Source organism: uncultured Streptococcus sp. (assembly GCF_963456385.1).
Lineage (GTDB): Bacteria > Bacillota > Bacilli > Lactobacillales > Streptococcaceae > Streptococcus.
On sequence record NZ_CAUOLF010000003.1, the window covers coordinates 122,885 to 147,476 of the forward strand.

Sequence of the window (24,592 nt, forward strand, 5' to 3'; positions counted from 1 at the left end):
TAAAGAGGACTAACTGTCGGGTGAAGACGAACTCAGCTGGCGACCCAGCTGAGTTTTGTCGCCTTTCTAGAGAATGATATGATAAAAGGACACGGAATTGATATAGAAGAGCTGGCTGCCATTGAGCGAGCCTATCTGAAAAATGCCCGCTTTGCAAAGAAGGTGCTGACAGAGGCGGAGCTTTCTCGTTTTGAGGAGTTATCCGGCAAACGGAAAATTGAATTTCTGGCTGGCCGTTGGGCTGCCAAGGAGGCTTTTTCTAAAGCTTGGGGAACCGGTATCGGTAAACTCAGGTTTCAGGACTTAGAGATTTTAAATGCCCGTCAGGGAGCGCCTTATTTCAGCCGGTCACCTTTTACTGGCAAGGTTTGGATTTCGCTCAGCCATGCTGCTGGCCTAGTTACAGCCAGCGTTATTTTGGAGGAAAATGATGAAAGCTAGTCTGCATAGACCTAGCAAGGCAGTGATTGATTTAGCTGCCATTGCTTTTAATATTAGACAACTGAGTGCCCAACTGCCTCAGACGACTGAGAAGTGGGCTGTCGTTAAAGCCAATGCTTATGGTCATGGAGCTATTGAGGTTTCTAGGTATATTGAGCCCCTCGTAGATGGATTTTGTGTGTCTAATATCGATGAAGCCTTGGAGCTGCGCTCAGCGGGCATTGGCAAAAAAATTCTGGTGCTAGGAGTGTCAGATCTGGCTGCGCTTTCGCTGGCTAGGAAGGGAAAGGTGTCTCTGACCGTAGCCAGTTTAGAATGGCTGGATCTAGCTTTAACTGCTGAAGAAGACTTGACTGGATTGAATTTTCATATCAAGATTGACTCTGGTATGGGGCGGATTGGTTTTCGAGATAGTCAGGAAGCTCAGGAGGCGATCCATCGCTTGCAGGCTGCTGGGGCTGTCGCAGAGGGGATTTTTACCCACTTTGCAACGGCAGATGAAGCGGAGCACCATAAGTTTGAAGCCCAGCTGGCTCGTTTCCATCAGATCTTATCTGAGCTGGACAGTGTTCCTCCTCTCGTTCACGCTAGTAATTCTGCCACCTCTCTCTGGCACAGTGAGACTGTTCTAAATGCCGTCCGGCTGGGTGACATCATTTATGGCCTCAACCCTAGCGGAAGAGTCTTAGAACTTCCTTATGAATTCAAGCCAGCTCTGTCGCTGGTCTCAGAATTGGTGCATGTCAAGGAAGTAGAGGCTGGAGCAGATGTTGGCTATGGAGCCACCTACACCAGTAAGTCTCAAGAGTGGATTGGCACCATTCCTTTGGGTTATGCAGATGGCTGGACACGCGATATGCAGGGCTTTGATGTCTTGATTGATGGTCAGCGCTGCCCTATTGTTGGCCGCGTTTCCATGGACCAGATTACAGTGCGCCTGCCTCGGGCTTATCCCCTTGGCACGCCGGTTGTGTTGATTGGAAATAGCGGTGCGGAGACCATTACGGCGACAGATGTGGCAGAAAAGCGTGGCACCATTAACTATGAGGTGGTTTGCTTGATTAGTGACCGTGTACCGAGGGTCTATAAAGACTAAGAAGATTAATGCAGGGAACCCGCTTGAAGTACTTGATAATGTTCTAGCTTGGCCCCCTGTCTGTGATATTAGCACCGTAGCAGTATCAGAACTGAAAGAGGAATTATGAATTTACACCAACCTTTGACGGTTCTGCCTGGTGTGGGACCGAAATCAGCAGAAAAGTTTACCAAGCTGGGTCTAGAGACCTTGCAGGATTTACTGCTTTATTTTCCTTTTCGTTATGAGGATTTTAAGAGTAAAAATGTCCTAGACTTGGAGGATGGAGAAAAGGCGGTTGTTTCTGGTCAGGTCGTGACCCCAGCCAATGTCCAGTATTATGGCTACAAACGCAATCGCCTGCGTTTTACCATCAAGCAGGGAGAAGTCGTTCTGGCAGTTAATTTCTTTAACCAGCCTTATCTGGCGGACAAGATTGAAGTGGGAGCCAATGTAGCCGTCTTTGGAAAGTGGGACAAAGCCAAGGCCAGTCTGACTGGAATGAAACTGCTGGCTCAGGTAGAGGACGACTTGCAGCCTGTCTATCGGCTGGCTCAGGGAATTAGTCAGGCTAGTTTGGTCAAGCTGATTAAGACTGCCTTTGACCAAGGATTGGATTTGCTCTTAGAGGAAAATCTGCCCCAGCCCCTGCTGGAACGCTACCAGCTAGTGAGCAGAGTGGAGGCTGTGCGGGCTATGCATTTTCCAAAGGACTTGGCGGACTACAAGCAGGCTCTTCGGCGGGTTAAATTTGAAGAACTCTTTTATTTCCAAATGCAGCTGCAGGTCTTAAAGAGAGAAACCAAGGCTGTCAGCAATGGATTAAAAATTGATTGGCAGTCGGATGCTGTAGCCGAGAAAAAGCAGAGCTTACCTTTTGAGCTGACTTCGGCTCAGGAGCGCAGTCTGACAGAGATTTTGCAGGATTTGCGGTCGCCTAGACACATGAATCGTCTGCTGCAGGGGGATGTGGGAAGTGGAAAGACTGTTGTCGCTGGTTTGGCTATGTATGCTGTTTATACAGCTGGCTTTCAGTCTGCTCTGATGGTTCCAACAGAAATTTTGGCTGAGCAGCATTTTGACAGTCTAGCTCAGCTTTTTCCAGAATTGAAGCTTGCCCTGCTAACTGGTGGGATGAAAGCAGCTGAGCGCCGGGAAACCTTGGCAGCGATTGAAAACGGTCAGGTGGACATGATTGTCGGAACCCATGCCCTGATTCAGGAAGGAGTCCGTTACCATGCGTTGGGCTTGGTCATTATTGACGAGCAGCATCGCTTTGGGGTGGAGCAGCGCCGGATTTTACGGGAAAAGGGAGACAATCCTGATGTCCTCATGATGACGGCGACACCAATTCCCAGAACCCTTGCCATTACAGCTTTTGGTGATATGGATGTGTCCATTATTGACCAGATGCCGGCGGGACGCAAGCCTATCATCACTCGCTGGGTCAAGCATGAGCAGCTGGAAGTCGTCCTGGACTGGCTAAAAAAAGAGCTTCATAAGGGAGCTCAGATCTATTTTATTTCTCCCTTGATTGAGGAGTCAGAAGCTTTGGATCTTAAGAATGCCATTGCCTTAGAAGAAGAACTGACAGCCTATTTTGGTCAGCAGGCCAAAGTGGCTCTGCTTCATGGCAAGATGAAGAGTGAGGAAAAAGAGGCGATTATGCAGGACTTCAAGGAAGGACAGACTGATATTCTGGTCTCTACCACGGTCATTGAGGTCGGAGTCAACGTCCCTAATGCTACGGTGATGGTCATCATGGATGCGGACCGCTTCGGACTCAGCCAGCTTCATCAGCTGAGAGGCCGTGTCGGCCGAGGCAGCAAGCAGTCTTATGCCGTCCTTGTTGCCAATCCTAAGACGGAGTCGGGCAAGCGTCGCATGAAAATCATGACTGAGACGACCGACGGTTTCCTGCTGGCTGAAGAGGATCTGAAAATGCGAGGCTCTGGAGAAATCTTTGGTACTCGGCAGTCTGGTATACCAGAGTTTCAAGTGGCAGACATCGTGGAAGATTATCCGATTTTAGAAGAAGCCAGAAAGGTTGCCAGCCAGATTACAGCTGATCCGAACTGGCGGACAGATCCTAGTTGGCACTTGATTGCTCTTCATTTGGACAAGCGAGATTACCTAGATTAAAGGTTCTTTGAATTAAGTTTCCTGCAAGATATTTATAAGTAGGCTTTAAGTTTGAGGGATTATACTATTGTCAAATCAAAGAAAGAGGTAGGGAGTTCCACCAACACCAATGCGAACCTGGGGGATTATACTATTGTCAAATCAAAGAAAGAGGTAGGACCAATGACAAAGTAAACATCCCTTAAAATCCTGTAACCAAAGCTTGAAGACTAGAAGACTTGCGAGGTATGAGCCACTCAAAGAATAAGAATAATTTAGAATTTTTTCATCATAAATCTCCTAACAAATCACAAGCTTCACCCAATCGGTGAAGTTTTTGTATGTGACTGAAAAGACTTGTTCGTTTCAAATAGTAGATAGGGATTGCTGCCGGATTTCTTTGACTATAAGCTTTCCCTAAGAAATCTATAAGAGATTCTTAAGTTTAGGGCTGTATCCTTATATCCAAGTAAGAACAAAAAGATTAGAACCAAAGCTTGGAGCTAAACACTCCAAGAGTTTCGTTTTTGCTCTTAAAGGATTAATGATAAGCGAGGTAAAAGCTATGAAAGTTACAATCAAAGTCCACTATCCGAAGACATTTAAGCAAGCTCAGAAAATGGAGGTGATCTATGGTAAGTGATTATATTTTTGAAATTCTAGAGTCTCTGTTTGAGGTTATCTTTTAGGGTTGGCGATTCAATGAATTTGCCCAGTTTTAGAATACGAAAGAATCAAAAAAGTGCTAAGCAACCTTAGCACTTTTTGATTTAAAGAAAGTAAATAAGGACTTTTTCTCTCAGCCTTCCATATAATCTCGTAGTTCTTGGTCTTTGAGTCCAGCATTCAGGGCGATGAGCAGTTTGATTCTGGCTTTTTGAGCATTGAGCTCCTTGACGAAGAAAATACCAGCCTGGTGCAGCTGAACGCCGCCTCCTTCATAAGCATAGACTGGCTCAGCAATTCCGTTGAAGCAGCGAGAGACCAGAGCAACTGGCAAGCCGTCAGCTATCATATCAGCCAGTTTGCCAGCCACTTCCTTGGGGAGGTTGCCAGCACCGAATGCCTCTATGATGAGGCCGTCTATCTTGTCTAAATCCAGCATGTCCAGAAGCTCTGTCTTCATGCCTGCATAAGTTGGAATGATGGGCACCAGACCAGAAATGCTGTTTAAGTCAAAGCGGACCCGAGGCTCCGCTGTCTTAAAATAGAGAATTTCCTGCTTCATAATCAAGCCAAGCGGTCCGTGAGTCGGTGTCTGGAAGGTGCTGACATTGGTCGTGTGGGTTTTGGTTACATACTTGGCAGCATGTGCCTCGTCATTCATAACGACAAGAACGCCTTTATCGCTGGCTTTTTCATCACTAGCCACCCGCAGGGCTGTCAGGTAGTTATAGACTCCATCGCTCCCCAGCTCATTGGAACTGCGCATAGCTCCGGTCAGAACGACCGGAATCTTCGGTAGCTGCATAGTATCCAGAAAGTAAGCTGTCTCTTCTAAAGTGTCTGTCCCATGAGTAATGACTACTCCGTCAAATTGGTCAGCACTGGCTTTGATTTTCTGGTAAAGTTTGAGCATGTGCTGGGGCGTGATATGAGGACTGGGAATATTAAAAAAGTCAACGGCTTCCGTCTCAATCCCCTCAAGCGGAACAGTCACATGGTTCATAGGGTTATCAGCATTGGTAACGACAGCCCCAGAGCCATCAGCCTGCATGGAAATAGTTCCTCCTGTATGCAGGACCAAGATTTTTTTTGTCATAAATCCTTTTTCTCCTTATAGTTATGATGCAGAGTTGAAAAACTACATTATATTTTCATAGAGTTTTCAATTCTGTTGCATAGATATTACTCCAGCTTTTCTTTTCTGCAATTCATGTGATTGTATGTCATTTTTGTGTTATAATTTATTGTATCATAAAAGGAAAGAATGAGAAAATCAATGGAAGTAAAGGCCGTCTTTTTTGATATTGATGGGACACTGGTCAATGACAGTCGAACGGTTTTGAAATCTACAGAAAAGGCTATTCAGAGTTTAAAGGAGCAAGGAATATTAGTCGGTTTGGCAACCGGCCGCGGTCCTTTCTTTGTCAAACCTTTTATGGAGCAATTGGACTTAGACTTTGCTGTGACCTACAATGGCCAGTATATTTTTTCAAGAGACAGAGTGATTTCTGCCAGTCCCATTGACAAGCAGAGTTTGCGGGATTTAATCGCCTATGCTAAGAAGCATCGGAAAGAAATTTCCTTGGGAACGGCTGAGGCTATGCTGGGCTCCAAGATTATGTCCTTTGGCATGAGCCCTTTCTCCCAGTGGACTAGCCGCTTCATCCCTAAGAGAATGGCTCGAACAGTCAGTCATGGATTTAATAAGGTCATCAGCAAGGCGCTGCCCCAGCATGAAAAGGATCTCCTGCAGCTGATTCAGGAACCGATTTACCAAGCTTTGATTTTGGCCAGTCCAGAAGAAAGCCGTAAGATTGAAGCAGACTTTCCTGATTTGAAATTTACCCGCAGCAGCCCCTATGCGGTTGATATTATCAATAAAGATACATCTAAGCTAGAGGGGATTCGCCGAGTCGGCAAGGAATATGGTTTTGACATTCATCAGGTCATGGCCTTCGGTGACTCTGACAATGACTTGGAAATGCTATCGGGAGTTGGCCTCTCCATTGCTATGGGAAATGGAACCAGCTCGGTCAAGGAAGTGGCCAAGCACACAACCACCAGCAATAGTCAGGATGGGATTCACAAGGCTCTGGAGCATTTTGGTATCCTAGCGAGGGAAAAGGTCTTTACCAGCAGTGACCATCACTTTAATAAGGTTAAAGAGTTCCATAGTGTCATGGATGAAAGCACTCAGGAAGAGCCGATTGCTTGGTCGCCTCAGGACGCTCGCTATCGGGCAGGCTTCAAACTGGAAGAGCTGGTCGAGTTTCTGCGAGCAGCTAGTAAGTCTGAATCAGACTTTGACAGTTCTGTAGCCTACCTTCATCAGGCGCTTGACAAGGCTGCTGACAAGGTTCGCTCCAAGAGTCAGGCTGAGGTTTCTCTAGTCGGTCAGGTAGATGCCTTGATTGATACTCTTTACTTCACTTATGGCAGCTTTGTCCTGATGGGAGTGGATCCAGAGCAGCTGTTCGATATTGTCCATCGGGCTAATATGGGCAAAATTTTCCCAGATGGAAAAGCTCACTTTGACCCCGTTACCCATAAAATTCTCAAACCAGATGATTGGGAAGAAAAATACGCTCCCGAAGGAGCTATCAAAGAAGAACTGGAACGACAGATTCAGGCCTACCAGCGTACCTTAGAGCAGAAAGAAGAAAACTAGAGCAGTCATTGAACTGCTCTAGTTTTTATAAAGTTTTTTCTGGGTCTCTGACAACCAGCAAGTCAACCTTGGCGTGGCGCAGGATATATTCGGAGGAAGAGCCGACTAGCAGCCGTTCAAAGGCATTGAGACCGGTAGCACCGACCATGATTAAATCTACCTTGTGCTCTTCTGGGATATCTGTAGCCAAGAGAGTCTTGGGATTGCCCATCTCAATGACAATGTCAACATACTTGATACCGGATTTTTGAGCCTTTTCTTTCAGCTCAGCTGTCAGCTTTTTGGCATCTTCCTGTAAGTCCTCGTAAACATCTGCATCAAAGGTTGAGACACTTTGCAAAGCCCGGGTGTCAATGACATGGGCGATGGTGAGACGAGAGCCGTTTCGGAGAGCCACGTTAACGCCCTTTTCAAAGGCTAGTTCGGATTCGTGAGAACCATCCACAGCAACCATAATGTTTTCATATTTCTGAGTCATAGAGCTACCTCCTCTAAAATGGTCGGCAAAGGACGTCGCATCATTCACAGAATGATTGGGCTGACCAAAAATCAATCAGTCCATAACGCCCGAGTGATTTGCAACTATTTTCTTGTTTCTATTGTAACCCTTTTCAGAAAAAAAGTAAAGATAAAATGGAAATGTTGCCAGTTCATTACAAGCTGAGAAAAAGTCCTTTACTTTGAGGGGTTAGAAAAGGAATAGTGCTCTTTATCTTATAAATCGCTTCATAATCGCGTGAAAAGTGAGCTTATTTTTTTTGTTGTCAATCGCTTTTTCTGGTGGTATAATGATAACATTCTGATGAATAGAGGAAAAATAAGAATGAAAGAATTTGACAAGTCCAGCAAGCTGGAACATGTTGCCTATGATATTCGCGGTCCGGTTTTGGATGAAGCTATGCGCATGCGGGCCAACGGTGAAAAGATTCTCCGCCTCAATACAGGAAATCCGGCTGAATTTGGTTTTACCGCTCCTGATGAGGTCATTCATGATTTGATTATGAATGCGCGTGACAGTGAGGGTTACTCTGACTCCAAGGGGATTTTTTCAGCCCGTAAGGCTATCATGCAGTACTGCCAGCTTAAGAATTTTCCTAATGTAGATATTGATGATATTTATCTGGGAAATGGTGTCAGCGAGCTGATTGTCATGTCCATGCAGGGATTGCTGGATGACGGAGATGAGGTGCTGGTACCAATGCCAGACTACCCACTCTGGACGGCTGCAGTCAGTCTGGCTGGTGGGAATGCTGTTCACTATGTCTGTGATGAGCAGGCAGAATGGTATCCAGATATTGACGACATCAAGTCAAAAATCACATCTAATACCAAGGCTATCATTATCATCAACCCTAACAATCCAACGGGAGCGCTTTATCCTAAGGAACTTCTGCTGGAAATTGTGGAAATTGCTCGTCAGAACAATCTCATTATCTTTGCGGATGAAATTTATGACCGCATGGTGATGGACGGCAATGTCCATACCTCTGTGGCTAGTCTGGCTCCTGATATCTTCTGTGTCAGCATGAATGGCCTTTCCAAGTCGCACCGAATCGCAGGCTTCCGTGTTGGCTGGATGGTGCTATCTGGGCCTAAGCATCATGTTAAGGGTTATATTGAAGGGTTAAACATGCTCTCCAATATGCGCCTGTGCTCCAATGTCTTGGCTCAGCAAGTCGTCCAAACCTCACTTGGCGGTCATCAATCTGTGGATGAACTGCTTTTGCCAGGTGGTCGTATCTATGAACAGCGTAATTTCATCTATCAGGCTATTCAGGATATCCCGGGGCTGTCAGCTGTAAAACCTAAAGCTGGTCTCTATATTTTCCCGAAAATTGACCGGAACATGTATCTTATCGACGATGATGAGCAGTTTGTGCTCAATTTCCTCAAGCAGGAAAAAGTCCTTCTTGTCCATGGACGAGGCTTTAACTGGAAGGATCCAGATCATTTCCGAATCGTTTATCTGCCTCGAGTAGATGAGCTAGCTCAAATCCAAGAAAAAATGACGCGCTTCTTGCGCCAATATCGCCGTTAATAAGCGGATGCTACAAAAAGGCTGGACAAAGTTCCGGCCTTTTTCTTATCGATTTTACATATTTTTTAGTCCAATGTCTGTCTTTGAATTGCAAAAATAAAAAAATTAAGATGCTCTGAAAACTGAGTTTCAGGTCAATTGGTAAAAATTATAGGCGGTTTTACCGACATTTTTTAGGATTTTGTCCAACATTTTTTATGTATCTGTCCAAAAATGCTTAAAAAAATGTGTTAGCGTCTTCCTTCCAGAAGACAAACATGGTAGAATGTGTTTGTCAATGTTTTTAACAATGATGAAAAAGTGGAGGAGATTATATTGACAATGAAAAAGACACTTAGTGCTTTTTCTGTCAGTGCAGCGGCATTGTCTTTGGTGCTCGCAGAAGGAGTTCAGGCTGATCAATTAGTTGATAATCAGTCTTATTCTGATGCGCCCGTTAGTCAAAGCCAACCACAGGCAGAAAACACACAGAAGGATGAATCTGTTTCGAAAGAACAGGTAGACGCTGCTCAGGCTCTTGTACAAGAAGCCGACAGCAATGTTGCACAAGGGAAAGCTGATTTGGCTCAGGCTCAGGCAAATACTGCTGCGGCTCAAAGTCAGGTCGAGCAAGCACAAGCTGAAGCTAACCGGGCACAGGAGGCAGCTGATAAAGCTGGTCCGGAAGCTATTGAAACAGCTAAGAAAGAAGAGAGCAATCAAAAAGCTCAAGTGGACAGCAACAAGTCAGAACTGGCTAAAGCTGACCAAGCAACTAAGACGGCTGAAGCTGAGCGCGATGCTCAAGCGGCCAAGACTAAAGAGGCTCAAGAGCAAGCGAAAACTCAAGAAGGACGCCTTGCTAAAGCACAAAATGACGTGAAGGAAGCTCAGGCTAACCTAAGCGGTGAAGCTACAGCTAAGGCAGAAAAGAATGTGAAAGCAGCCCAAGATAAGGTGGCAGCTGACCAGTCTGCTGTTGAAACAGCTCAAGCAAAAGTAGCTACAGCTCGTCAGACTGACAGTCAGAAGCAGGCTGAGGTTGCAAAAGCTCAGACCAACCAGACTCAGGCTAAGACGGCTCGTGATGCTTCTCAGAAGAACTTGCAGGACAAAACTGCTGCAGCTGAGAAGACCCAGTCAGACTTGAACCAAGCTCAACAAGCTTTGCAAAAGGCTCAAGCTGGAACGATTACTACTGAAGCTTCTAGCAATAAAAACCGTGTGTCAATGACTCCGGAATACATTGCAGCCTTGAGAGAGCTAGTTGCACCGAATTTATCAGAGCAAAAAACTAATGAGATTCAAAAGAGACTTGCTGCACTGAATGCCAGTGCTAAGGCTCTCAATCGATACGTAGCAGATCCTACAGATAGCAAAGCTTTGATTGATACCAACAATATTCCACAGAATGTTCGTCAGGAACTTTCACAGTTTGCTTCAGAACTCATCAACCAACTGCGTGCTCAGATGGGAACAGGTGAAGTAGTTGTGACACCATCTTCAATTGATTTCGCTGATAAGGTGGCAACAGAATACCGCAAGGACAACTGGAATTGGGATTTGATGGAGGAATACCATCACGATGCTAGAGGAATCAACCGCGTAGCACGTGAATATGGTTTAATGACCACAAGTGCTGAGCAAGAGAGCAAAGGTCTCCAGTACTATGAAAACGCTTATATCTGGAGAGAAAATGCTAATCAGATGAGTGTGGCTGAAATGAAGAGACGGGTCTATGATTCCGTTGTTGAATTCATGTTTAATGGCTACGAATGGCTACATGCTACATCAATCTCTGGTCTCAATACTGGCCGCCAGAAAAACTATCTGGGAGTTGATTTCTCAATGGAAGGCGACATCACTATGGCTCATTTCACCATGGTGTCAGAAGATCAGATTAAATATGCTAGCAAAAAGAACTTCAATGCCAGCCCTATTACAGGAAAAGCTCCAACAGCAAAAGTAGATCCGCAGGAAGTAGCCAAGGCTCAAACAGCCTATGATGCCGCCTTCAAGGCCAATCAACTGGCTCTGGCATCTAAGGGAGTTGCCCAATCTACTTATAATCGGAGAGCTGCAGCTTTAGAGCAAGCCAACCAGCAACTTGCTCAGGCGCAAGCTCAAGCAGGTGAGTCAGCAACTGCTCAGGCTCAAGCAGCTCTTGCAGCAGTTCAAGAGAAGTTGGCAGCAGATCAAGCAGCTTTGGCAGCAGCACAAGCGGCTCTGCAAAACTCAAACTTGGATGACAAGACTAAAGCAGACAAATTAACTCAGGCTCAAGAAGCTCTGACTGCTGTTCAAGCAACAGTTGCCGCAGCTCAAGAAGCTCTAAAAACTGAATCAGATAAGTTGGCTCAGCTAGAAGCAGTTTTGAATGCAGCAAAAGAAAGAAAGACTAACCTTGAAAAAGCTGTTACAGATGCTGAAGCAGCTTTGCAAAAGGCTAAAGAGTCATTGTCAAATCTTGAAAATGCAGAAGGAAACTTGGAACAAGCTAAAAGCAAGTTAGCTGTAGCTCAGGCAGCTTACCAAGCGGCTCTTACAGCTCAAACAGATCAAGAAGCAAAAGTAGCAGTTTTAACTGCAGTTCAAGCACAAGCTAAGGCGACATACGACTTGCTAGCTCAAACTTATGCAGAACAAAATAAGGAAGAAGATATTCGTTATTACCAGTCTGTTTTGGCTCACACAGAGGAGCGCTTCGCTCGCTCTCCGATTACTGGACAAGCAGGAGCTACTCAGCATACGACTGTTTCAACTACTGGAACTGGAACTGCTGGAAGTACTAGTCCTATCAGCCATAAACAGGCGGCTACCTCAGGTCATGTCTTGCCTAAGACAGGGGAAAACTCTTCTTGGCTTCTTCTAGCAGGCCAAATGCTTCTGCTCATGGCTATGAAATTGTTCTACAAGAAACGTTCTCTTGATTAGAAAGAACAAAAGCAATCAAAAACAGTCAAATTCTTGACTGTTTTTTGTTTAATATAACTTGACATATCAAGTCATATACTTGAAAAATTCTTTATTTTATCGAATTGTATGTAATTGTTTTTCAATAAAAAATTTTCAGATAATTATTGAAATTTTACTGCTTTTATGTTACAATGAAGCTAATAAATATGAGGTAAAAACATGGCCAATTTACTAGAAAAAACACGAAAAATTACGTCTATTTTGAAGCGCTCGGAGGAGCAGATGCAGGAAGAACTGCCCTACAATGCTATTACGCGTCAGTTGGCTGATATTATCCACTGCAATGCCTGCATTATCAACAGCAAGGGTCGTCTTTTAGGCTATTTCATGCGCTACAAGACCAATAATGACCGTGTGGAAGCTTTTTTCCAGGATAAGAATTTCCCAGAGGAATACGTTCACGAAGCTAATCTGGTCTATGAAACAGAGGCTAATCTGCCGGTTGCACATGATTTGACGATTTTCCCAGTGGAGACCAAGGATGAGTTTCCGGATGGGCTGACCACCATTGCTCCTATTCATGTGTCAGGGATTCGTCTGGGTTCATTGATTATCTGGCGCAATGACAAGGAATTTGCGGACGATGATCTGATTTTGATTGAGATTGCCAGCACAGTGGTTGGTATCCAGCTGCTTAACTTCCAGCGGGAAGAGGATGAGAAAAATATCCGCCGCCGGACAGCAGTGACCATGGCAGTCAATACCCTGTCTTACTCAGAACTGAGAGCTGTTTCAGCTATTCTGGGCGAGCTGAATGGCAATGAAGGCCAGCTGACAGCATCTGTCATTGCAGACCGCATCGGCATTACCCGCTCAGTGATTGTTAATGCCTTGCGCAAGCTGGAAAGTGCTGGGATTATTGAAAGCCGCTCACTGGGAATGAAGGGAACTTATCTGAAAGTCCTGATTCCGGATGTCTTTGATGAAATTAAAAAGAGGGACTACTAATGGCTAAAGCACTGATTTCTATTGATTATACAGTTGATTTTGTCGCAGATGAGGGCAAGTTGACAGCAGGAGCGCCAGCTCAGGCGATTTCTGAAGCCATTGCTCAAGTAACAAAGTCGGCTTTTGAGCGAGGAGATTATATCTTCTTTGCTATTGATGCCCATGATGAGAATGATGCCTTTCACCCTGAGAGCAAGCTGTTCCCGCCTCATAACATAAAAGGGACTAGCGGTCGCAATCTTTATGGTCCTTTGGCTGATTTTTATGAGAAGCATCAAGCAGACTCTCGGATCTTTTGGATGGATAAGCGTCATTATTCTGCTTTTTCCGGTACAGATTTAGATATTCGATTGCGAGAAAGAAAGGTAGATACAGTCATTTTGACTGGAGTCTTGACGGATATTTGCGTCTTGCATACAGCGATTGATGCCTATAATCTTGGTTATCAGATTCAGGTGGTAGAGCCGGCAGTGGCTTCTCTGTCAGAGGAAAATCACAAATTTGCCTTAAACCACTTGCAAAATGTCCTGGGTTCGACTATAATAGATACAATTTAAGAGTAAAAGAGAAGCAGAGTAGGCTTGCTGACTTGTACAGAGAGTGCTGATAGCTGAGAGCAGCACCAAGAAAGCAAAAACCGAAGAACATGTTTCGTAATCTTTTGTGTGATTAAGCACAAACGTCGCTCACGTTACGAGCTCAGAGGCTGCCTTTTAGGGCAGCGAATAACAGTGGTACCACGGCTTTCGTCTGTTTTAGAGACGAAAGCTTTTTATTTTGCAGTAGGTCAGGTGAAGACGATGGAAAACTGCGGTAAATATCCTGAACAACAGGGCGGAGCTACAAATTGATTTGAGAGGGAAAGAACATGAAAGAAATTTTTATCGGAAATTATGGTTTAGAGCAGGTCGGACAGACCATGATCGCAACTGGCTGGGTGGCCAATATCCGTAATCACGGCAAACTGGCCTTTATTGAATTGCGGGATCGCGAAGGCTTGCTTCAGGTCTTTGTCGGCGGTGAGATTAAAGATTTTGCTAAGCTGGAAGACATTGGCAAAGAGGATGTCATTGCAGTGACGGGGCAAGTAGTTCAGCGGGAAGAGCGCTTTGTCAATAAGTCCATCAAGTCTGGTCAGGTTGAGCTGAGGGCTGAAAAGATTGAGGTTATTGCTAGCAGCAAGGCCCTGCCTTTTGAGCTGGACCAGCATGCCCATACAGGGGAAGAACTGCGTCAGAAATACCGCTACCTGGACTTGCGCCGTGAGAAGATGACACAGAACCTTAAACTTCGTCATCAGGTCACCTCAACCATTCGGGAATATTTGAACAGTTTGGACTTTTTGGAAGTCGAGACACCATATCTGACTAAGTCAACTCCTGAAGGAGCTAGGGATTTCTTGGTGCCTAGTCGGGTCTTTAAAAATCAATTCTACGCGCTGCCGCAGAGCCCTCAGATGCTCAAGCAGTTACTGATGGGAGCTGGCCTTGAGCGTTATTATCAGATTGTTCGTTGTTTCCGTGACGAAGACTTGCGAGGCGATCGTCAGCCAGAGTTTACCCAGGTGGACTTGGAGCTGAGTTTTGCCAGCGAGGAAGAAATCCGAGCTCTGGTTGAAGCTATGCTCAAGGCTGTCGTCAAGAAAACTCACGGTTTAGAGTTGACAGAAGCTTTTCCGACTATCAGTTATGAAGAGGCTATGAGCCGCTTCGGCTCTGATAAGCCGGATACGCGCTTTGGTCTGGAGCTAAAGAATTTGACGGATTTGTGCCAGTCCAATGACTCGCTTCTCATCAAGAAAGCCTTGGATAGCCAAGAGGAAGTGATGGGAATCTGTGTGCCAGATGCAGCTAGTGCTTTTAGCAAGAAACAGCTGAGTCATTTTTATCAAGAAATGAAGGAATTTGGCTGCAGTCGTTTGGCCAGTCTCAAGGTTGAAGATGGCCAGTTGGTTGGGGATTTGGCTAGCACCTTTGAAACTGAAAGTCAGGAGTTGCTGGCACGTTTTGAGGCCAAGGATGGAGACCTCATCCTGCTAGTCATGGCCAAGAAGCGTCGGGCTCAGGAAGCTTTGGGACATTTGCGCATAGAAGTCGCAAATGCTTTGGATTTGATTGATCCGAGTTTGCTTCATTTTCTTTGGGTTGTGGATTGGCCGCTGCTGGAGTGGAATGAAGACCAAAACCGCTATCAAGCCATGCACCATCCTTTCACACAGGGAATCTTTGAAGAGGGACAGGAGCCTGGTCAATTCCGAAGCCACGCTTACGACATCGTCTTAAACGGCTATGAGATTGGCGGAGGGAGCCTCCGGATTCATGACCGGAAGGCTCAGGAAGCTATGTTTGAGCTGCTGGGCATGAGTAAGGAAGACTATGAGCGGGACTTTGGTTTCTTCCTAGAAGCCTTAGAATACGGCTTTCCACCACACGGCGGTTTGGCTCTGGGCTTAGATCGTTTAGTTATGATTTTGGCTGGGGAAGAAAATATCCGCCAAGTCATCGCTTTTCCGAAAAATGGTACTGGCTTTGATCCTATGCTGGAAAGTCCGAGTTTGGTTGACCAAAGACAGCTCAAAGAACTGCATTTGGAATTGAAGAATTAGCCTGAAATATGGTAAAATGAAATGATGCGAATTCCTGAAGAATGGCAGGAAGAAGCTGAAGAAAAGAGCTAGCGGATGGCAAATAAATGAGCGTCCCTAGCTTGTCAAAGTAAAGGTGAGCTGAAGCATGGAAATAAAGATATCATCTAGAAATTCTTATTTTCAGTCGCTAAAGCTCACATATCTTATGAAAGGAATCAGAGATGAAGATTACTCAAGAAGAAGTAAGTCATGTTGCTAAGCTGTCAAAATTGGCTTTCTCACCAGAAGAAACAGCTGAATTTGCGACGACCTTAACCAAGATTGTTGACATGGTCGAATTGCTCAATGAAGTGGACACGGAAGGGGTGCCTTTCACTTCTAATGTAGCTGCCAATATCAACTATATGCGAGAAGATGTGGCTCAGCCAGGCTGGAACCGGGAAGAGCTTTTCCAAAATGTACCTGAAAAAGAGCGGGGCTACATCAAAGTGCCTGCCATCCTAGATGACGGAGGAGATGCCTAATGACTTTTAATCACAAGACCATTGAAGAGCTGCATGATTTGCTGGTCAAGAAAGAAATTTCTGCGGTAGAGCTAACTCAGGCAACTCTGGCGGACATCAAAGAACGCGAAGCAGCTGTGGATAGCTTCATTACTGTCAGCGAAGAGGAGGCTTTGGCTCAGGCTGCGGCTCTAGACGCCAAGGGCATTGATGCGGACAATCTTATGAGCGGCATTCCGCTGGCAGTCAAGGATAATATCTCAACCAAGGGAATGTTGACGACGGCTGCTTCCAAGATACTCTACAATTACAAGCCGATTTTCGATGCGACTAGCGTGGAGAAGCTTTACGGCAAGGATATGATTATCGTTGGGAAGACCAACATGGATGAGTTTGCCATGGGTGGATCCAGCGAAAATTCTTACTTTAAGACGACTAAGAATGCTTGGGACAGCAGCAAGGTTCCTGGTGGGTCATCTGGTGGTTCAGCGACAGCTGTTGCTTCTGGTCAGGTTCGTCTATCACTGGGTTCAGATACGGGTGGTTCTATTCGCCAACCCGCTTCCTTTAATGGTGTAGTTGGTCTCAAGCCAACCTACGGCCGGGTTTCCCGTTTTGGTCTCATTGCTTTTGGTTCTTCTTTAGACCAGATTGGACCTTTCTCTCAGACAGTGAAGGAAAATGCTCAGCTTTTGAATGTTATTTCTGGTAATGATCCTAAGGATTCTACATCATCACAAGAAGCAGTGCCAGACTTTACCAGCAAGATTGGCCAAGACATCAAGGGAATGAAGATTGCCCTGCCTAAGGAATACATGGGTGAGGGAATTGACAGCAAGGTCAAGGAAACGATTCTGGCAGCGGCGAAGCACTTGGAAAGTCTAGGAGCCATCGTTGAAGAAGTCAGCCTGCCTCACAGCAAGTACGGCGTGGCTGTTTACTATATCATTGCTTCCTCTGAAGCCAGCTCTAACCTGCAACGTTTTGACGGTATTCGCTATGGTTACCGCGCAGAAGGCATTGAAAATCTAGAAGATGTCTATGTCAAGTCTCGCAGCGAAGGCTTTGGTGAAGAGGTGAAACGCCGCATCATGCTGGGAACTTTCAGTTTGTCATCTGGTTACTACGATGCTTATTTCAAGAAAGCTGGTCAGGTTCGGACCTTGATTATGCAAGATTTTGCTAAGGTTTTTGAAAAATACGACTTGATCTTAGGCCCAACTGCACCAACTGTAGCTTATGACTTGGGCAGTCAAAACCAAGATCCAGTGGCTATGTATCTGGCTGACCTCTTGACCATTCCAGTCAATCTGGCTGGCCTGCCGGGCATTTCAATCCCAGCTGGCTTTGCAGATGGTCTTCCTGTCGGCTTGCAACTGATTGGTAACCACTTTGATGAAGAGACCATCTATCAGGCAGCCGCAGCATTTGAAGCAACGACTGACTACCACAAACAGCAGCCAGTTATCTTTGGAGGTGAAAAATAATGAACTTTGAAACAGTTATCGGACTGGAAGTCCATGTTGAATTGAAGACCAATTCAAAAATTTTCTCTCCGGCTCCAGCTCACTTCGGTGAAGATCCAAATGCCAACACCAATATCATTGACTGGTCCTTCCCAGGTGTTTTGCCTGTTATGAACAAGGGTGTTATTGACTATGGGATCAAGGCTGCTCTGGCTTTGAACATGGATATTCACCAGAAGATGCACTTTGACCGCAAGAATTACTTTTATCCGGACAATCCAAAAGCCTATCAAATTTCTCAGTTTGATGAGCCGATTGGCTACAATGGCTGGATTGAGATTGAGCTAGAAGATGGCACGACCAAAAAAATCCGTATCGAGCGGGCCCACTTGGAAGAAGATGCCGGAAAGAATACCCACGGCAGCGATGGCTACTCTTATGTGGACCTCAACCGCCAAGGAGTGCCACTGATTGAGATTGTATCCGAAGCGGATATGCGCAGTCCAGAAGAAGCTTATGCCTATCTGACTGCCCTCAAGGAAATCATCCAGTACACGGGTATTTCGGATGTCAAGATGGAAGAGGGTTCTATGCGGGTCGATGCCAATATTTCTATCCGTCCTTACGGCCAGGAAGAATTTGGCACCAAGACTGAGCTGAAAAACCTTAACTCCTTCAACTTTGTCCGCAAGGGTCTAGCATTTGAGGAAAAACGCCAAGCAGAAATCCTACGTAGCGGTGGTCAAATCCGTCAGGAAACCCGTCGTTATGATGAAGCAACTGGCGAAACTCTGCTCATGCGGGTCAAGGAAGGTTCAGCGGACTACCGTTACTTCCCAGAGCCTGATCTGCCAATCTTTGAGATTGAGGATGCTTGGATTAAGCAAGTGCGCAGTAGTCTGCCAGCCTTTCCAAAAGAACGCCGAGCTAAGTATGTGGGCGACTACGGTCTGTCTGACTACGATGCTAAGCAGCTGACAGCGACCAAGGCTGTGTCAGACTTCTTTGAAGCAGCTCTTGCCGCAGGAGGTGACGCTAAGGCTGTCTCTAACTGGCTCCAAGGAGATGTGGCTCAATATCTCAATGCCGAAGGCAAGACCATCTCTGAGATTGAGCTGACACCTGAGAACCTAACAGAGATGATTGCTCTGATTGCAGACGGAACGATTTCTTCTAAGATTGCTAAGAAGGTCTTTGTTCATCTAGCTAGAAATGGTGGCTCTGCTAAAGAGTATGTGCAAAAAGCAGGCCTGATTCAAATTTCAGACCCTGCCCAGCTTCTTCCAATCATCCAAGAAGTATTTGCCAACAATGAAAAAGCCATCAATGACTATAAAGGCGGCAATAAGAATGCTGCTAAATCCCTGATCGGTCAGCTCATGAAGGCCACCAAGGGTCAAGCCAACCCACAAGTAGCACAAAAACTGCTCAATGAAGAGTTGGAGAAATTGTAGAAATAAGTAGAAAACCAGTCAAGAGGCTGGTTTTCTTTTGTGGAGAATAAATATGATAAAATAGAAAAAAACATAGGAGCTATAGATATGAAACAAGTCTCAAAAATAATTATTCTCCTACTAGCTGGATTATTGATAATGGTAGGATTGAGCGCTTGCGGAGAGAAAATACCAGAAAATCGCACAAAAGAACAGTACGAGTTGGAGAAAGAGTTTCAGCCACTGTTTAACTTTTTAGCGGAAGAAAAGAAGGATTTCTCAAATGTAAAATTATATAGCAGTAAAATTTTTATGATAGATGAAAATGCTAATAGTAAAATATCAAGGAGTGTTTATTTAAAACCTGATAATACTGGAGAGTATGTAATTGAGCAAGGGGGACAAACTACGGAGTTTCATGTTCATTATCATAACAGAGAATTACAATACGATAAGGAGGTACCTCAAGAGTATGATTTAGAGGTTTTAAATCTGAAATTAGAGCTTAAATTTTTCCAAGAACTATCTATTTTTGATTACATGATCAAACATCCTGATACAGGTATGAAACGGATTGATTATAATATTGTAGATGCAAGTAAATATTTCAATAATTTAAAAGAAAAGTATGGATTAAAAAAAGATTGTTCAAGCTCTGTTGATGTGATGATTAATAGTGAGGGTCATTTTGAGCTTATACTAGAATTCTCTGACGAAGGACGATTACTTGTTATTACGAATTCTATCGTGGTAAATATGGAGTGATAAATAAATACAAAAGTAATTATAGACAGGTGTGAGAATGTTTCAGCAAATATTCCTTATTATGCTTATATATTTGAAAATAGTAAAAGTCATATATCAAACAGTCAAATTAAGAGATAAGGAATAGAGGTGACTATATGCTTCTCATGTTGCTGACGATTAATAGCTTAGTATTTTTAAATATCACAGCGTTTTTGTTTTATCTTTTCTTTAGACATCAGTTATGTTAAAATAATTAAAAAAACAAAGGAGTCTTTATGTCGGAAATCAAAGTGAAACGCGAGACAGGTTTTGTAGGGATTATTGGGAAATTTCCAATCTTTATCAATGGTCAGAAAGTTGGCGCAATCAAAAACGGAGAAGAGGCTGTTTTTCCAATCGCAGCTAATGAAGCAGAAGTCCGTGCTGGATCTGCTCCTATGAAAACTAAGCCAGTGACAGTTAAATCAGGGCAAACCTTGCTGATTGAAACAAATTTTACTAATTTTTCTATTTGCTTGGGAACTTTAGTAGTTGCTTTTCTATTTGGTGGATTGCTTCGTGCGATTCTCTTGATTCTTTATATTGTTTTAATGTTCCTTCTTCCTTTCTACTCTGCTAGAATTGCAGAATAAGTCTATAACCAGCTGATGCTGGTTTTTTTCTTGTTTAATTTTTTTCTTAAAATGTCATTGATCATTTGACAAGGAAATTGAAAAGGCTTACAATTGAGCTAATAATTTATAAAGCGAGGTATGTTTATGGCAAAAATGAATGCTGCGCGTTGGTATGGCGCTAAAGATGTTCGTATTGAAGAAGTGGATGTACCGGAAGTCAAACCGCATCAGGTTAAAATTGCGGTCAAGTTCACAGGAATCTGTGGTACTGACCTGCATGAATATATGGACGGACCGATTTTTATTCCGACGGAAACAGAGCATGTCTACTCTGGTCAGAAAGCGCCTGTAACCTTGGGACATGAGTTTGCTGGGGAGATTGTTGAGGTCGGCAGTGCTGTGACACGGGTCAAAGTTGGCGACCGGGTGACAGTTGAGCCCATTTTGGCTAAACATAATCTTGTCGGTGATTACAATCTGGACCCTAATCTAAACTTTGTCGGTTTGGCGGCAGACGGTGGTTTTGCCAAATACTGTGTTTTGGACGGAGATATTGTTCACAAAGTTCCAGACAGCCTTAGTTTTGAGCAGGCAGCTTTGACAGAACCTGCTGCTGTAGCTGTTTACGCAGTTCGTCAGTCAGCTCTTAAGACGGGGGATACCGCGGTGGTCTTCGGTTTGGGTCCAATCGGGCTCTTGATTGTTGAGGCTTTGCGGGCAGCCGGGGCATCTAAGATTTATGGAGTTGAATTATCTCCAGAACGCCAAGCCAAGGCTGAGGAGCTTGGGGCCATCATTGTGCGTCCAGAAGAGGGCGAAGATGTGGTAGCTGCTATTCATCGTTTAACTGGTGGCGGGGCAGATGTGTCTTATGAAGTAACTGGAGTGCCGGTTGTGCTGGGGCAGGCTTTAGCTGCTGTTCACAAGGCCGGAGAATGTATGGTGGTTTCTATCTGGGAGCGAGAAGCCAGCGTCAATCCTAATGAATTTGCCATTCAAGAAAAAACGCTCAAGGGTATTATCGCCTATCGGCATATTTTCCCTAAGGTGCTGGAACTGATGGAGCAGGGTTATTTCTCTGCAGACAAGCTTGTGACCAAGAAGATTAAGCTAGAGGATATTGTGCAAGAAGGCTTTATCGAGCTGACTCAGGACAAAGCTCAGATCAAGATTTTGGTATCGCCAGAATAAATCTTTGCTTAATTATGAGACGAAAATCAGTCAAAACTGGCTGATTTTTTTATGGTTTGTGTTGTAATAAGCAAAGATATAGAAAGAGGTTTGGGGTGCGGTTCAATTCAACTTCTTTTTATTTGGAGATCATTTTCCAGAAAAAATCAATGATATAGGTCAATCCGTAGGTATAGATGACGAGAGTGATGGGCTTGCAGAGAAGGATAATCAGCATGTACTTTTTGAAAGTCATCTTGGTCAGGGCCGCCAGCATGCAGAGAAAGTCGGCTGGACTGATGGGCCAAATCATCATGAAGATAAAGAAGCGCTCAAAGCGATTACCCTTATCCAGCCAGCCGATGTATTTATCATAAGTGCGCTTACTGACGACAGACTGGACAAAAGCCGGACCATAGGTGCGCGCCAGATAAAATATCAGGGCGCAGCCAATGACAATGCCGATATAGTTATAAATGGTGCCAATGATATGACCGTAGATGAAAACGCCAGCGACAGAGGTCAGGGCGCCAGGGATAATGGGCACGACCGTCTGCAGAATCTGCAGGAAGATAAAGAGAGGTGGTCCCCAGATGCCTGCCTGCTGGATAAAGGCTGAGAGAGTTTCCTTGGATTGGAGGACGCCGGCGAAATAGGCCCAAAGACAAAAGGCCACCGTTCCTAGAGCGCCAATGGCGGACGACCAGTTGATAATCTTTTGTAAAAGAGGGGAAACAGCCTGCATCTGTCTGTTTTTTTCTGCCATACAAACCTCCGAGGAATTTATACTATCACTACTATATCATCTTTTGCTCTTTTTGTAATCTTTGAGACTGAAGGTGCCAAAAAGCCTGAAAGATGATATAATGATGTAATTAGTAAAGCATAAGTTTTCAAATAATCGTTCAAAATCAATGAAAAATCTGTAAGAGGAGAGCCTACAGTGGAAGAATATCTAAATTTATATCATCAAAAATTGTGGGAGGTCGCTAATGATAATATTGTAGGGGTCTTTATAAATCCTCTTATACTTTCTTTGGTATTATTTTTCTACCCTATTATTGTATATCATTTTGTAATAGAAAAGAAACAGGTTAAACTCTTGTTAATGATGTCAAGCATCCCCGTTATTTTTGGTCTTTCTTGCCTAATCATAGAATACAGAGATGTTTATAATCAAATCGTAAATTCTACATCTGATAAACATATGGTCTTTTTTCTTAACTATCAAGATAGAGAGGGATTCTTGGGCTATTCAAGAAATGACGAAGAAATCCAATTCGCAAGTGTTGATGGGAAATTGCATGAGAAAGATATCATAATGTTTGTAAATTCTGACGTTTTTTATACAGGATTATTAAAAGATTTATCAGTAAAGTTACCAGGTGGACATCAAGCAACTAGAATTATCCCAATTGTTCTGGTTGGTTATACAGAAAAAGATGAAATTTGGGAATCAATAGATATTCGTATATCACCTGGAGATAATAAAGAAGATTTTGAAAAGTTCTCTAAATTGATACACATCAAAAAAGAGGATACAATTAGCTCCAAATTTATATCCGATTTTCAGGAATTGTATCAAACAGATCTACATATGAAGGAAAAGAATTATTAAAATTTTTCTTTTAGATTATGTAAGTAATTTCTCAATATTAAACTAATAGCTTCCACTTTTAGGGAGCTGTTTTCATTTGCTTGAAAAATAGAAAAGTGAACATCACCTATTCACTCTAGAAGAAATAGGACCATGAGTGCCAAAAAGCCCATTTTATGCTATAATAATGAGAATACGAATTTTTGGAGAGAGATGTGGCGATTGAAGATTATATGCCGGACTTTGCGGTTGAGGCAGTTTACGATTTGACAGTAGAGAGTTTGAAAAAACAGGGTATCAAAGCGGTTTTGGTGGATTTGGATAACACCTTGATTGCTTGGAATAATCCTGACGGGACCCCAGAGATGAAGAAGTGGCTCCATGATTTGCGGGACGCGGGTATTCGGATTATCGTGGTGTCCAATAATAACCAAAAACGGGTCAAGCGGGCTGTTGAAAAGTTTGAAATTGACTATGTCTACTGGGCCATGAAACCCTTCACTTGGGGAATTGATCGAGCACTCAAGCTTTTTCATTTCGAAAAAAATGAAGTGGTCATGGTGGGTGACCAGCTCATGACGGATATTCGGGCTGCTCATCGGGCTGGGATTCGTTCGATTTTGGTCAAGCCACTGGTCGAGCACGACTCTATCAAGACCCAGATCAATCGGGCGCGTGAACGCCGTGTGCTCAAGAAAATTACTGGAAAATACGGCCCAATTCAATACAAAAAAGGAATTTAAGTATGGAAGAACTTCTCTGTATCGGCTGCGGAGCCACTATTCAGACAGAAGATAAGAGCAAACTAGGGTACACGCCCCAGTCAGCTCTAGAAAAAGGCTTGGAGACAGGTGAACTCTATTGTCAGCGCTGTTTCCGCCTGCGCCATTATAATGAAATCAGCGATGTCCAGCTGACGGATGATGACTTTCTGCGGCTTCTGCATGAGGTTGGAGATAGCGACGCTTTGGTCGTCAATGTTGTCGATATTTTTGACTTTAATGGATCGGTCATCCCTGGCCTGCCTCGCTTTGTTGCTGGAAACGATGTTCTCTTGGTTGGGAATAAAAAGGACATTCTGCCTAAGTCGGTCAAGGATAGCAAGGTGACCCGGTGGCTGACGGAGCGGGCTCACGAAGAAGGCCTGCGTCCAGTCGATGTGGTCCTAACCTCTGCTCAGAACAAGCAGGCGATCAAGGACTTGATTGACAAGATTGAGCATTGCCGCAAGGGACGTGACGTTTATGTGGTCGGCGTGACCAATGTGGGCAAGTCCACTTTGATTAACGCCATTATTCAAGAAATCACGGGCGATAAGGATATTATTACGACTTCGCGCTTCCCGGGCACAACTCTGGATAAAATCGAGATTCCTTTGGCAGATGGCAGTCATATCTATGATACACCGGGCATTATCCATCGTCACCAGATGGCTCACTATCTTTCTGCTAAGAATCTCAAATACATCAGTCCCAAAAAGGAAATCAAGCCCAAAACCTACCAGCTCAATCCTGAGCAAACCCTCTTTTTGGGTGGTTTAGGTCGCTTTGACTTTGTGGCAGG

The 24,592-nt window shown here is 44.3% G+C and carries 21 protein-coding genes; 18 read left to right on the plus strand and 3 right to left on the minus strand.

The window, feature by feature from the left end; translation table 11 throughout:
- The first annotated feature begins 78 nt into the window (after positions 1-78).
- From acpS to recG, 3 genes are all read left to right on the plus strand, one after another.
- The gene (gene acpS / locus RP262_RS02225) at positions 79-441 is read left to right on the plus strand and encodes a holo-ACP synthase (RefSeq protein WP_002910461.1); all 363 of its coding nucleotides are present in this window, start codon (positions 79-81) and stop codon (positions 439-441) included.
- Positions 431-1,537, plus strand: a complete 1,107-nt coding sequence (gene alr, locus RP262_RS02230) for an alanine racemase (RefSeq protein ID WP_032912523.1) — start codon at positions 431-433, stop codon at positions 1,535-1,537. The genes acpS and alr overlap by 11 nt, the downstream gene beginning before the upstream one ends.
- Positions 1,538-1,642: 105 nt before the next feature.
- Positions 1,643-3,658, plus strand: coding sequence for an ATP-dependent DNA helicase RecG (recG, locus tag RP262_RS02235; RefSeq protein WP_311154154.1), 2,016 nt, complete (start codon positions 1,643-1,645; stop codon positions 3,656-3,658).
- A gap of 778 nt (positions 3,659-4,436) precedes the next feature.
- Here the strand turns inward: recG and RP262_RS02240 are convergent.
- The gene (locus RP262_RS02240; protein WP_002910458.1) at positions 4,437-5,399 is read right to left on the minus strand and encodes an asparaginase; all 963 of its coding nucleotides are present in this window, start codon (positions 5,397-5,399) and stop codon (positions 4,437-4,439) included.
- Positions 5,400-5,579: 180 nt separating this feature from the next.
- Between RP262_RS02240 and RP262_RS02245 the strand changes: the two genes are divergently transcribed.
- On the plus strand, positions 5,580-6,971 hold the full coding sequence (locus RP262_RS02245) for a Cof-type HAD-IIB family hydrolase (protein WP_311154164.1): 1,392 nt from the start codon (positions 5,580-5,582) through the stop codon (positions 6,969-6,971).
- Positions 6,972-6,996: 25 nt separating this feature from the next.
- Here the strand turns inward: RP262_RS02245 and RP262_RS02250 are convergent, their stop codons facing one another.
- Complete coding sequence (locus tag RP262_RS02250) at positions 6,997-7,449, minus strand: universal stress protein (RefSeq protein WP_002896311.1); 453 nt, start codon at positions 7,447-7,449, stop codon at positions 6,997-6,999.
- Between the two features lie 345 nt (positions 7,450-7,794).
- On the opposite strand from RP262_RS02250, the gene RP262_RS02255 reads away from it, so the two are divergent.
- The 11 genes from RP262_RS02255 to RP262_RS02305 all read left to right on the plus strand — a co-directional run bounded on the left by RP262_RS02255 (position 7,795) and on the right by RP262_RS02305 (position 21,453).
- Positions 7,795-9,009: a pyridoxal phosphate-dependent aminotransferase gene (locus RP262_RS02255; RefSeq protein WP_311154155.1), complete on the plus strand. Its 1,215-nt coding sequence runs from the start codon at positions 7,795-7,797 to the stop codon at positions 9,007-9,009.
- Positions 9,010-9,330: 321 nt separating this feature from the next.
- Positions 9,331-11,922 (plus strand): SEC10/PgrA surface exclusion domain-containing protein, encoded by a 2,592-nt coding sequence (locus tag RP262_RS02260; RefSeq protein WP_399553052.1) that lies wholly within the window; start codon positions 9,331-9,333, stop codon positions 11,920-11,922.
- Between the two features lie 201 nt (positions 11,923-12,123).
- Positions 12,124-12,912, plus strand: a complete 789-nt coding sequence (codY, locus tag RP262_RS02265) for a GTP-sensing pleiotropic transcriptional regulator CodY (RefSeq protein ID WP_002903941.1) — start codon at positions 12,124-12,126, stop codon at positions 12,910-12,912.
- The gene (locus tag RP262_RS02270; protein WP_048772548.1) at positions 12,912-13,469 is read left to right on the plus strand and encodes a cysteine hydrolase family protein; all 558 of its coding nucleotides are present in this window, start codon (positions 12,912-12,914) and stop codon (positions 13,467-13,469) included. Before codY ends, RP262_RS02270 begins: the two co-directional genes overlap by 1 nt.
- A gap of 311 nt (positions 13,470-13,780) precedes the next feature.
- Positions 13,781-15,517 carry an aspartate--tRNA ligase gene (gene aspS, locus RP262_RS02275; protein WP_311154157.1) on the plus strand — a complete coding sequence of 579 codons (1,737 nt, stop codon included), beginning with the start codon at positions 13,781-13,783 and terminating at the stop codon, positions 15,515-15,517.
- A 203-nt stretch (positions 15,518-15,720) separates the two neighbouring features.
- A complete protein-coding gene (gene gatC / locus RP262_RS02280) occupies positions 15,721-16,023 on the plus strand; it encodes an Asp-tRNA(Asn)/Glu-tRNA(Gln) amidotransferase subunit GatC (protein WP_002896305.1) in 303 nt (100 codons plus the stop codon).
- Positions 16,023-17,489: an Asp-tRNA(Asn)/Glu-tRNA(Gln) amidotransferase subunit GatA gene (gatA, locus tag RP262_RS02285; protein WP_125336476.1), complete on the plus strand. Its 1,467-nt coding sequence runs from the start codon at positions 16,023-16,025 to the stop codon at positions 17,487-17,489. The genes gatC and gatA overlap by 1 nt, the downstream gene beginning before the upstream one ends.
- On the plus strand, positions 17,489-18,922 hold the full coding sequence (gene gatB / locus RP262_RS02290; RefSeq protein ID WP_311154158.1) for an Asp-tRNA(Asn)/Glu-tRNA(Gln) amidotransferase subunit GatB: 1,434 nt from the start codon (positions 17,489-17,491) through the stop codon (positions 18,920-18,922). Before gatA ends, gatB begins: the two co-directional genes overlap by 1 nt.
- Before the next feature lie 39 nt (positions 18,923-18,961).
- On the plus strand, positions 18,962-19,666 hold the full coding sequence (locus tag RP262_RS02295) for a hypothetical protein (RefSeq protein ID WP_311154159.1): 705 nt from the start codon (positions 18,962-18,964) through the stop codon (positions 19,664-19,666).
- Between the two features lie 257 nt (positions 19,667-19,923).
- Positions 19,924-20,280, plus strand: coding sequence for a hypothetical protein (locus RP262_RS02300; protein ID WP_002925668.1), 357 nt, complete (start codon positions 19,924-19,926; stop codon positions 20,278-20,280).
- Between the two features lie 126 nt (positions 20,281-20,406).
- Positions 20,407-21,453 carry a 2,3-butanediol dehydrogenase gene (locus RP262_RS02305; protein WP_311154160.1) on the plus strand — a complete coding sequence of 349 codons (1,047 nt, stop codon included), beginning with the start codon at positions 20,407-20,409 and terminating at the stop codon, positions 21,451-21,453.
- A 118-nt stretch (positions 21,454-21,571) separates the two neighbouring features.
- Here RP262_RS02305 and RP262_RS02310 read toward each other — a convergent pair whose 3' ends face one another.
- Positions 21,572-22,198 (minus strand): TVP38/TMEM64 family protein, encoded by a 627-nt coding sequence (locus RP262_RS02310; protein ID WP_311154161.1) that lies wholly within the window; start codon positions 22,196-22,198, stop codon positions 21,572-21,574.
- Between the two features lie 177 nt (positions 22,199-22,375).
- On the opposite strand from RP262_RS02310, the gene RP262_RS02315 reads away from it, so the two are divergent.
- The 3 genes from RP262_RS02315 to yqeH all read left to right on the plus strand — a co-directional run.
- A complete protein-coding gene (locus tag RP262_RS02315) occupies positions 22,376-23,050 on the plus strand; it encodes a hypothetical protein (RefSeq protein ID WP_311154162.1) in 675 nt (224 codons plus the stop codon).
- Positions 23,051-23,244: 194 nt separating this feature from the next.
- On the plus strand, positions 23,245-23,772 hold the full coding sequence (locus RP262_RS02320; protein WP_042762970.1) for a YqeG family HAD IIIA-type phosphatase: 528 nt from the start codon (positions 23,245-23,247) through the stop codon (positions 23,770-23,772).
- Positions 23,773-23,774: 2 nt separating this feature from the next.
- The coding region (gene yqeH / locus RP262_RS02325) for a ribosome biogenesis GTPase YqeH (protein ID WP_311154163.1) at positions 23,775-24,592 on the plus strand (818 nt) is incomplete at its 3' end.

Coding starts and splice junctions, on each gene's coding strand:
- RP262_RS02240 (WP_002910458.1), bottom strand. CDS start 5,399: ATGACAAAAAAAATCTTGGTCCTGCATACAGGAGGAACTATTTCCATG.
- recG (WP_311154154.1), top strand. CDS start 1,643: ATGAATTTACACCAACCTTTGACGGTTCTGCCTGGTGTGGGACCGAAA.
- acpS (WP_002910461.1), top strand. CDS start 79: ATGATAAAAGGACACGGAATTGATATAGAAGAGCTGGCTGCCATTGAG.
- RP262_RS02245 (WP_311154164.1), top strand. CDS start 5,580: ATGGAAGTAAAGGCCGTCTTTTTTGATATTGATGGGACACTGGTCAAT.
- RP262_RS02310 (WP_311154161.1), bottom strand. CDS start 22,198: ATGGCAGAAAAAAACAGACAGATGCAGGCTGTTTCCCCTCTTTTACAA.
- RP262_RS02300 (WP_002925668.1), top strand. CDS start 19,924: ATGTCGGAAATCAAAGTGAAACGCGAGACAGGTTTTGTAGGGATTATT.
- RP262_RS02305 (WP_311154160.1), top strand. CDS start 20,407: ATGGCAAAAATGAATGCTGCGCGTTGGTATGGCGCTAAAGATGTTCGT.
- gatA (WP_125336476.1), top strand. CDS start 16,023: ATGACTTTTAATCACAAGACCATTGAAGAGCTGCATGATTTGCTGGTC.
- RP262_RS02260 (WP_399553052.1), top strand. CDS start 9,331: ATGAAAAAGACACTTAGTGCTTTTTCTGTCAGTGCAGCGGCATTGTCT.
- RP262_RS02270 (WP_048772548.1), top strand. CDS start 12,912: ATGGCTAAAGCACTGATTTCTATTGATTATACAGTTGATTTTGTCGCA.
- gatB (WP_311154158.1), top strand. CDS start 17,489: ATGAACTTTGAAACAGTTATCGGACTGGAAGTCCATGTTGAATTGAAG.
- RP262_RS02255 (WP_311154155.1), top strand. CDS start 7,795: ATGAAAGAATTTGACAAGTCCAGCAAGCTGGAACATGTTGCCTATGAT.
- RP262_RS02250 (WP_002896311.1), bottom strand. CDS start 7,449: ATGACTCAGAAATATGAAAACATTATGGTTGCTGTGGATGGTTCTCAC.
- alr (WP_032912523.1), top strand. CDS start 431: ATGAAAGCTAGTCTGCATAGACCTAGCAAGGCAGTGATTGATTTAGCT.
- gatC (WP_002896305.1), top strand. CDS start 15,721: ATGAAGATTACTCAAGAAGAAGTAAGTCATGTTGCTAAGCTGTCAAAA.
- codY (WP_002903941.1), top strand. CDS start 12,124: ATGGCCAATTTACTAGAAAAAACACGAAAAATTACGTCTATTTTGAAG.
- aspS (WP_311154157.1), top strand. CDS start 13,781: ATGAAAGAAATTTTTATCGGAAATTATGGTTTAGAGCAGGTCGGACAG.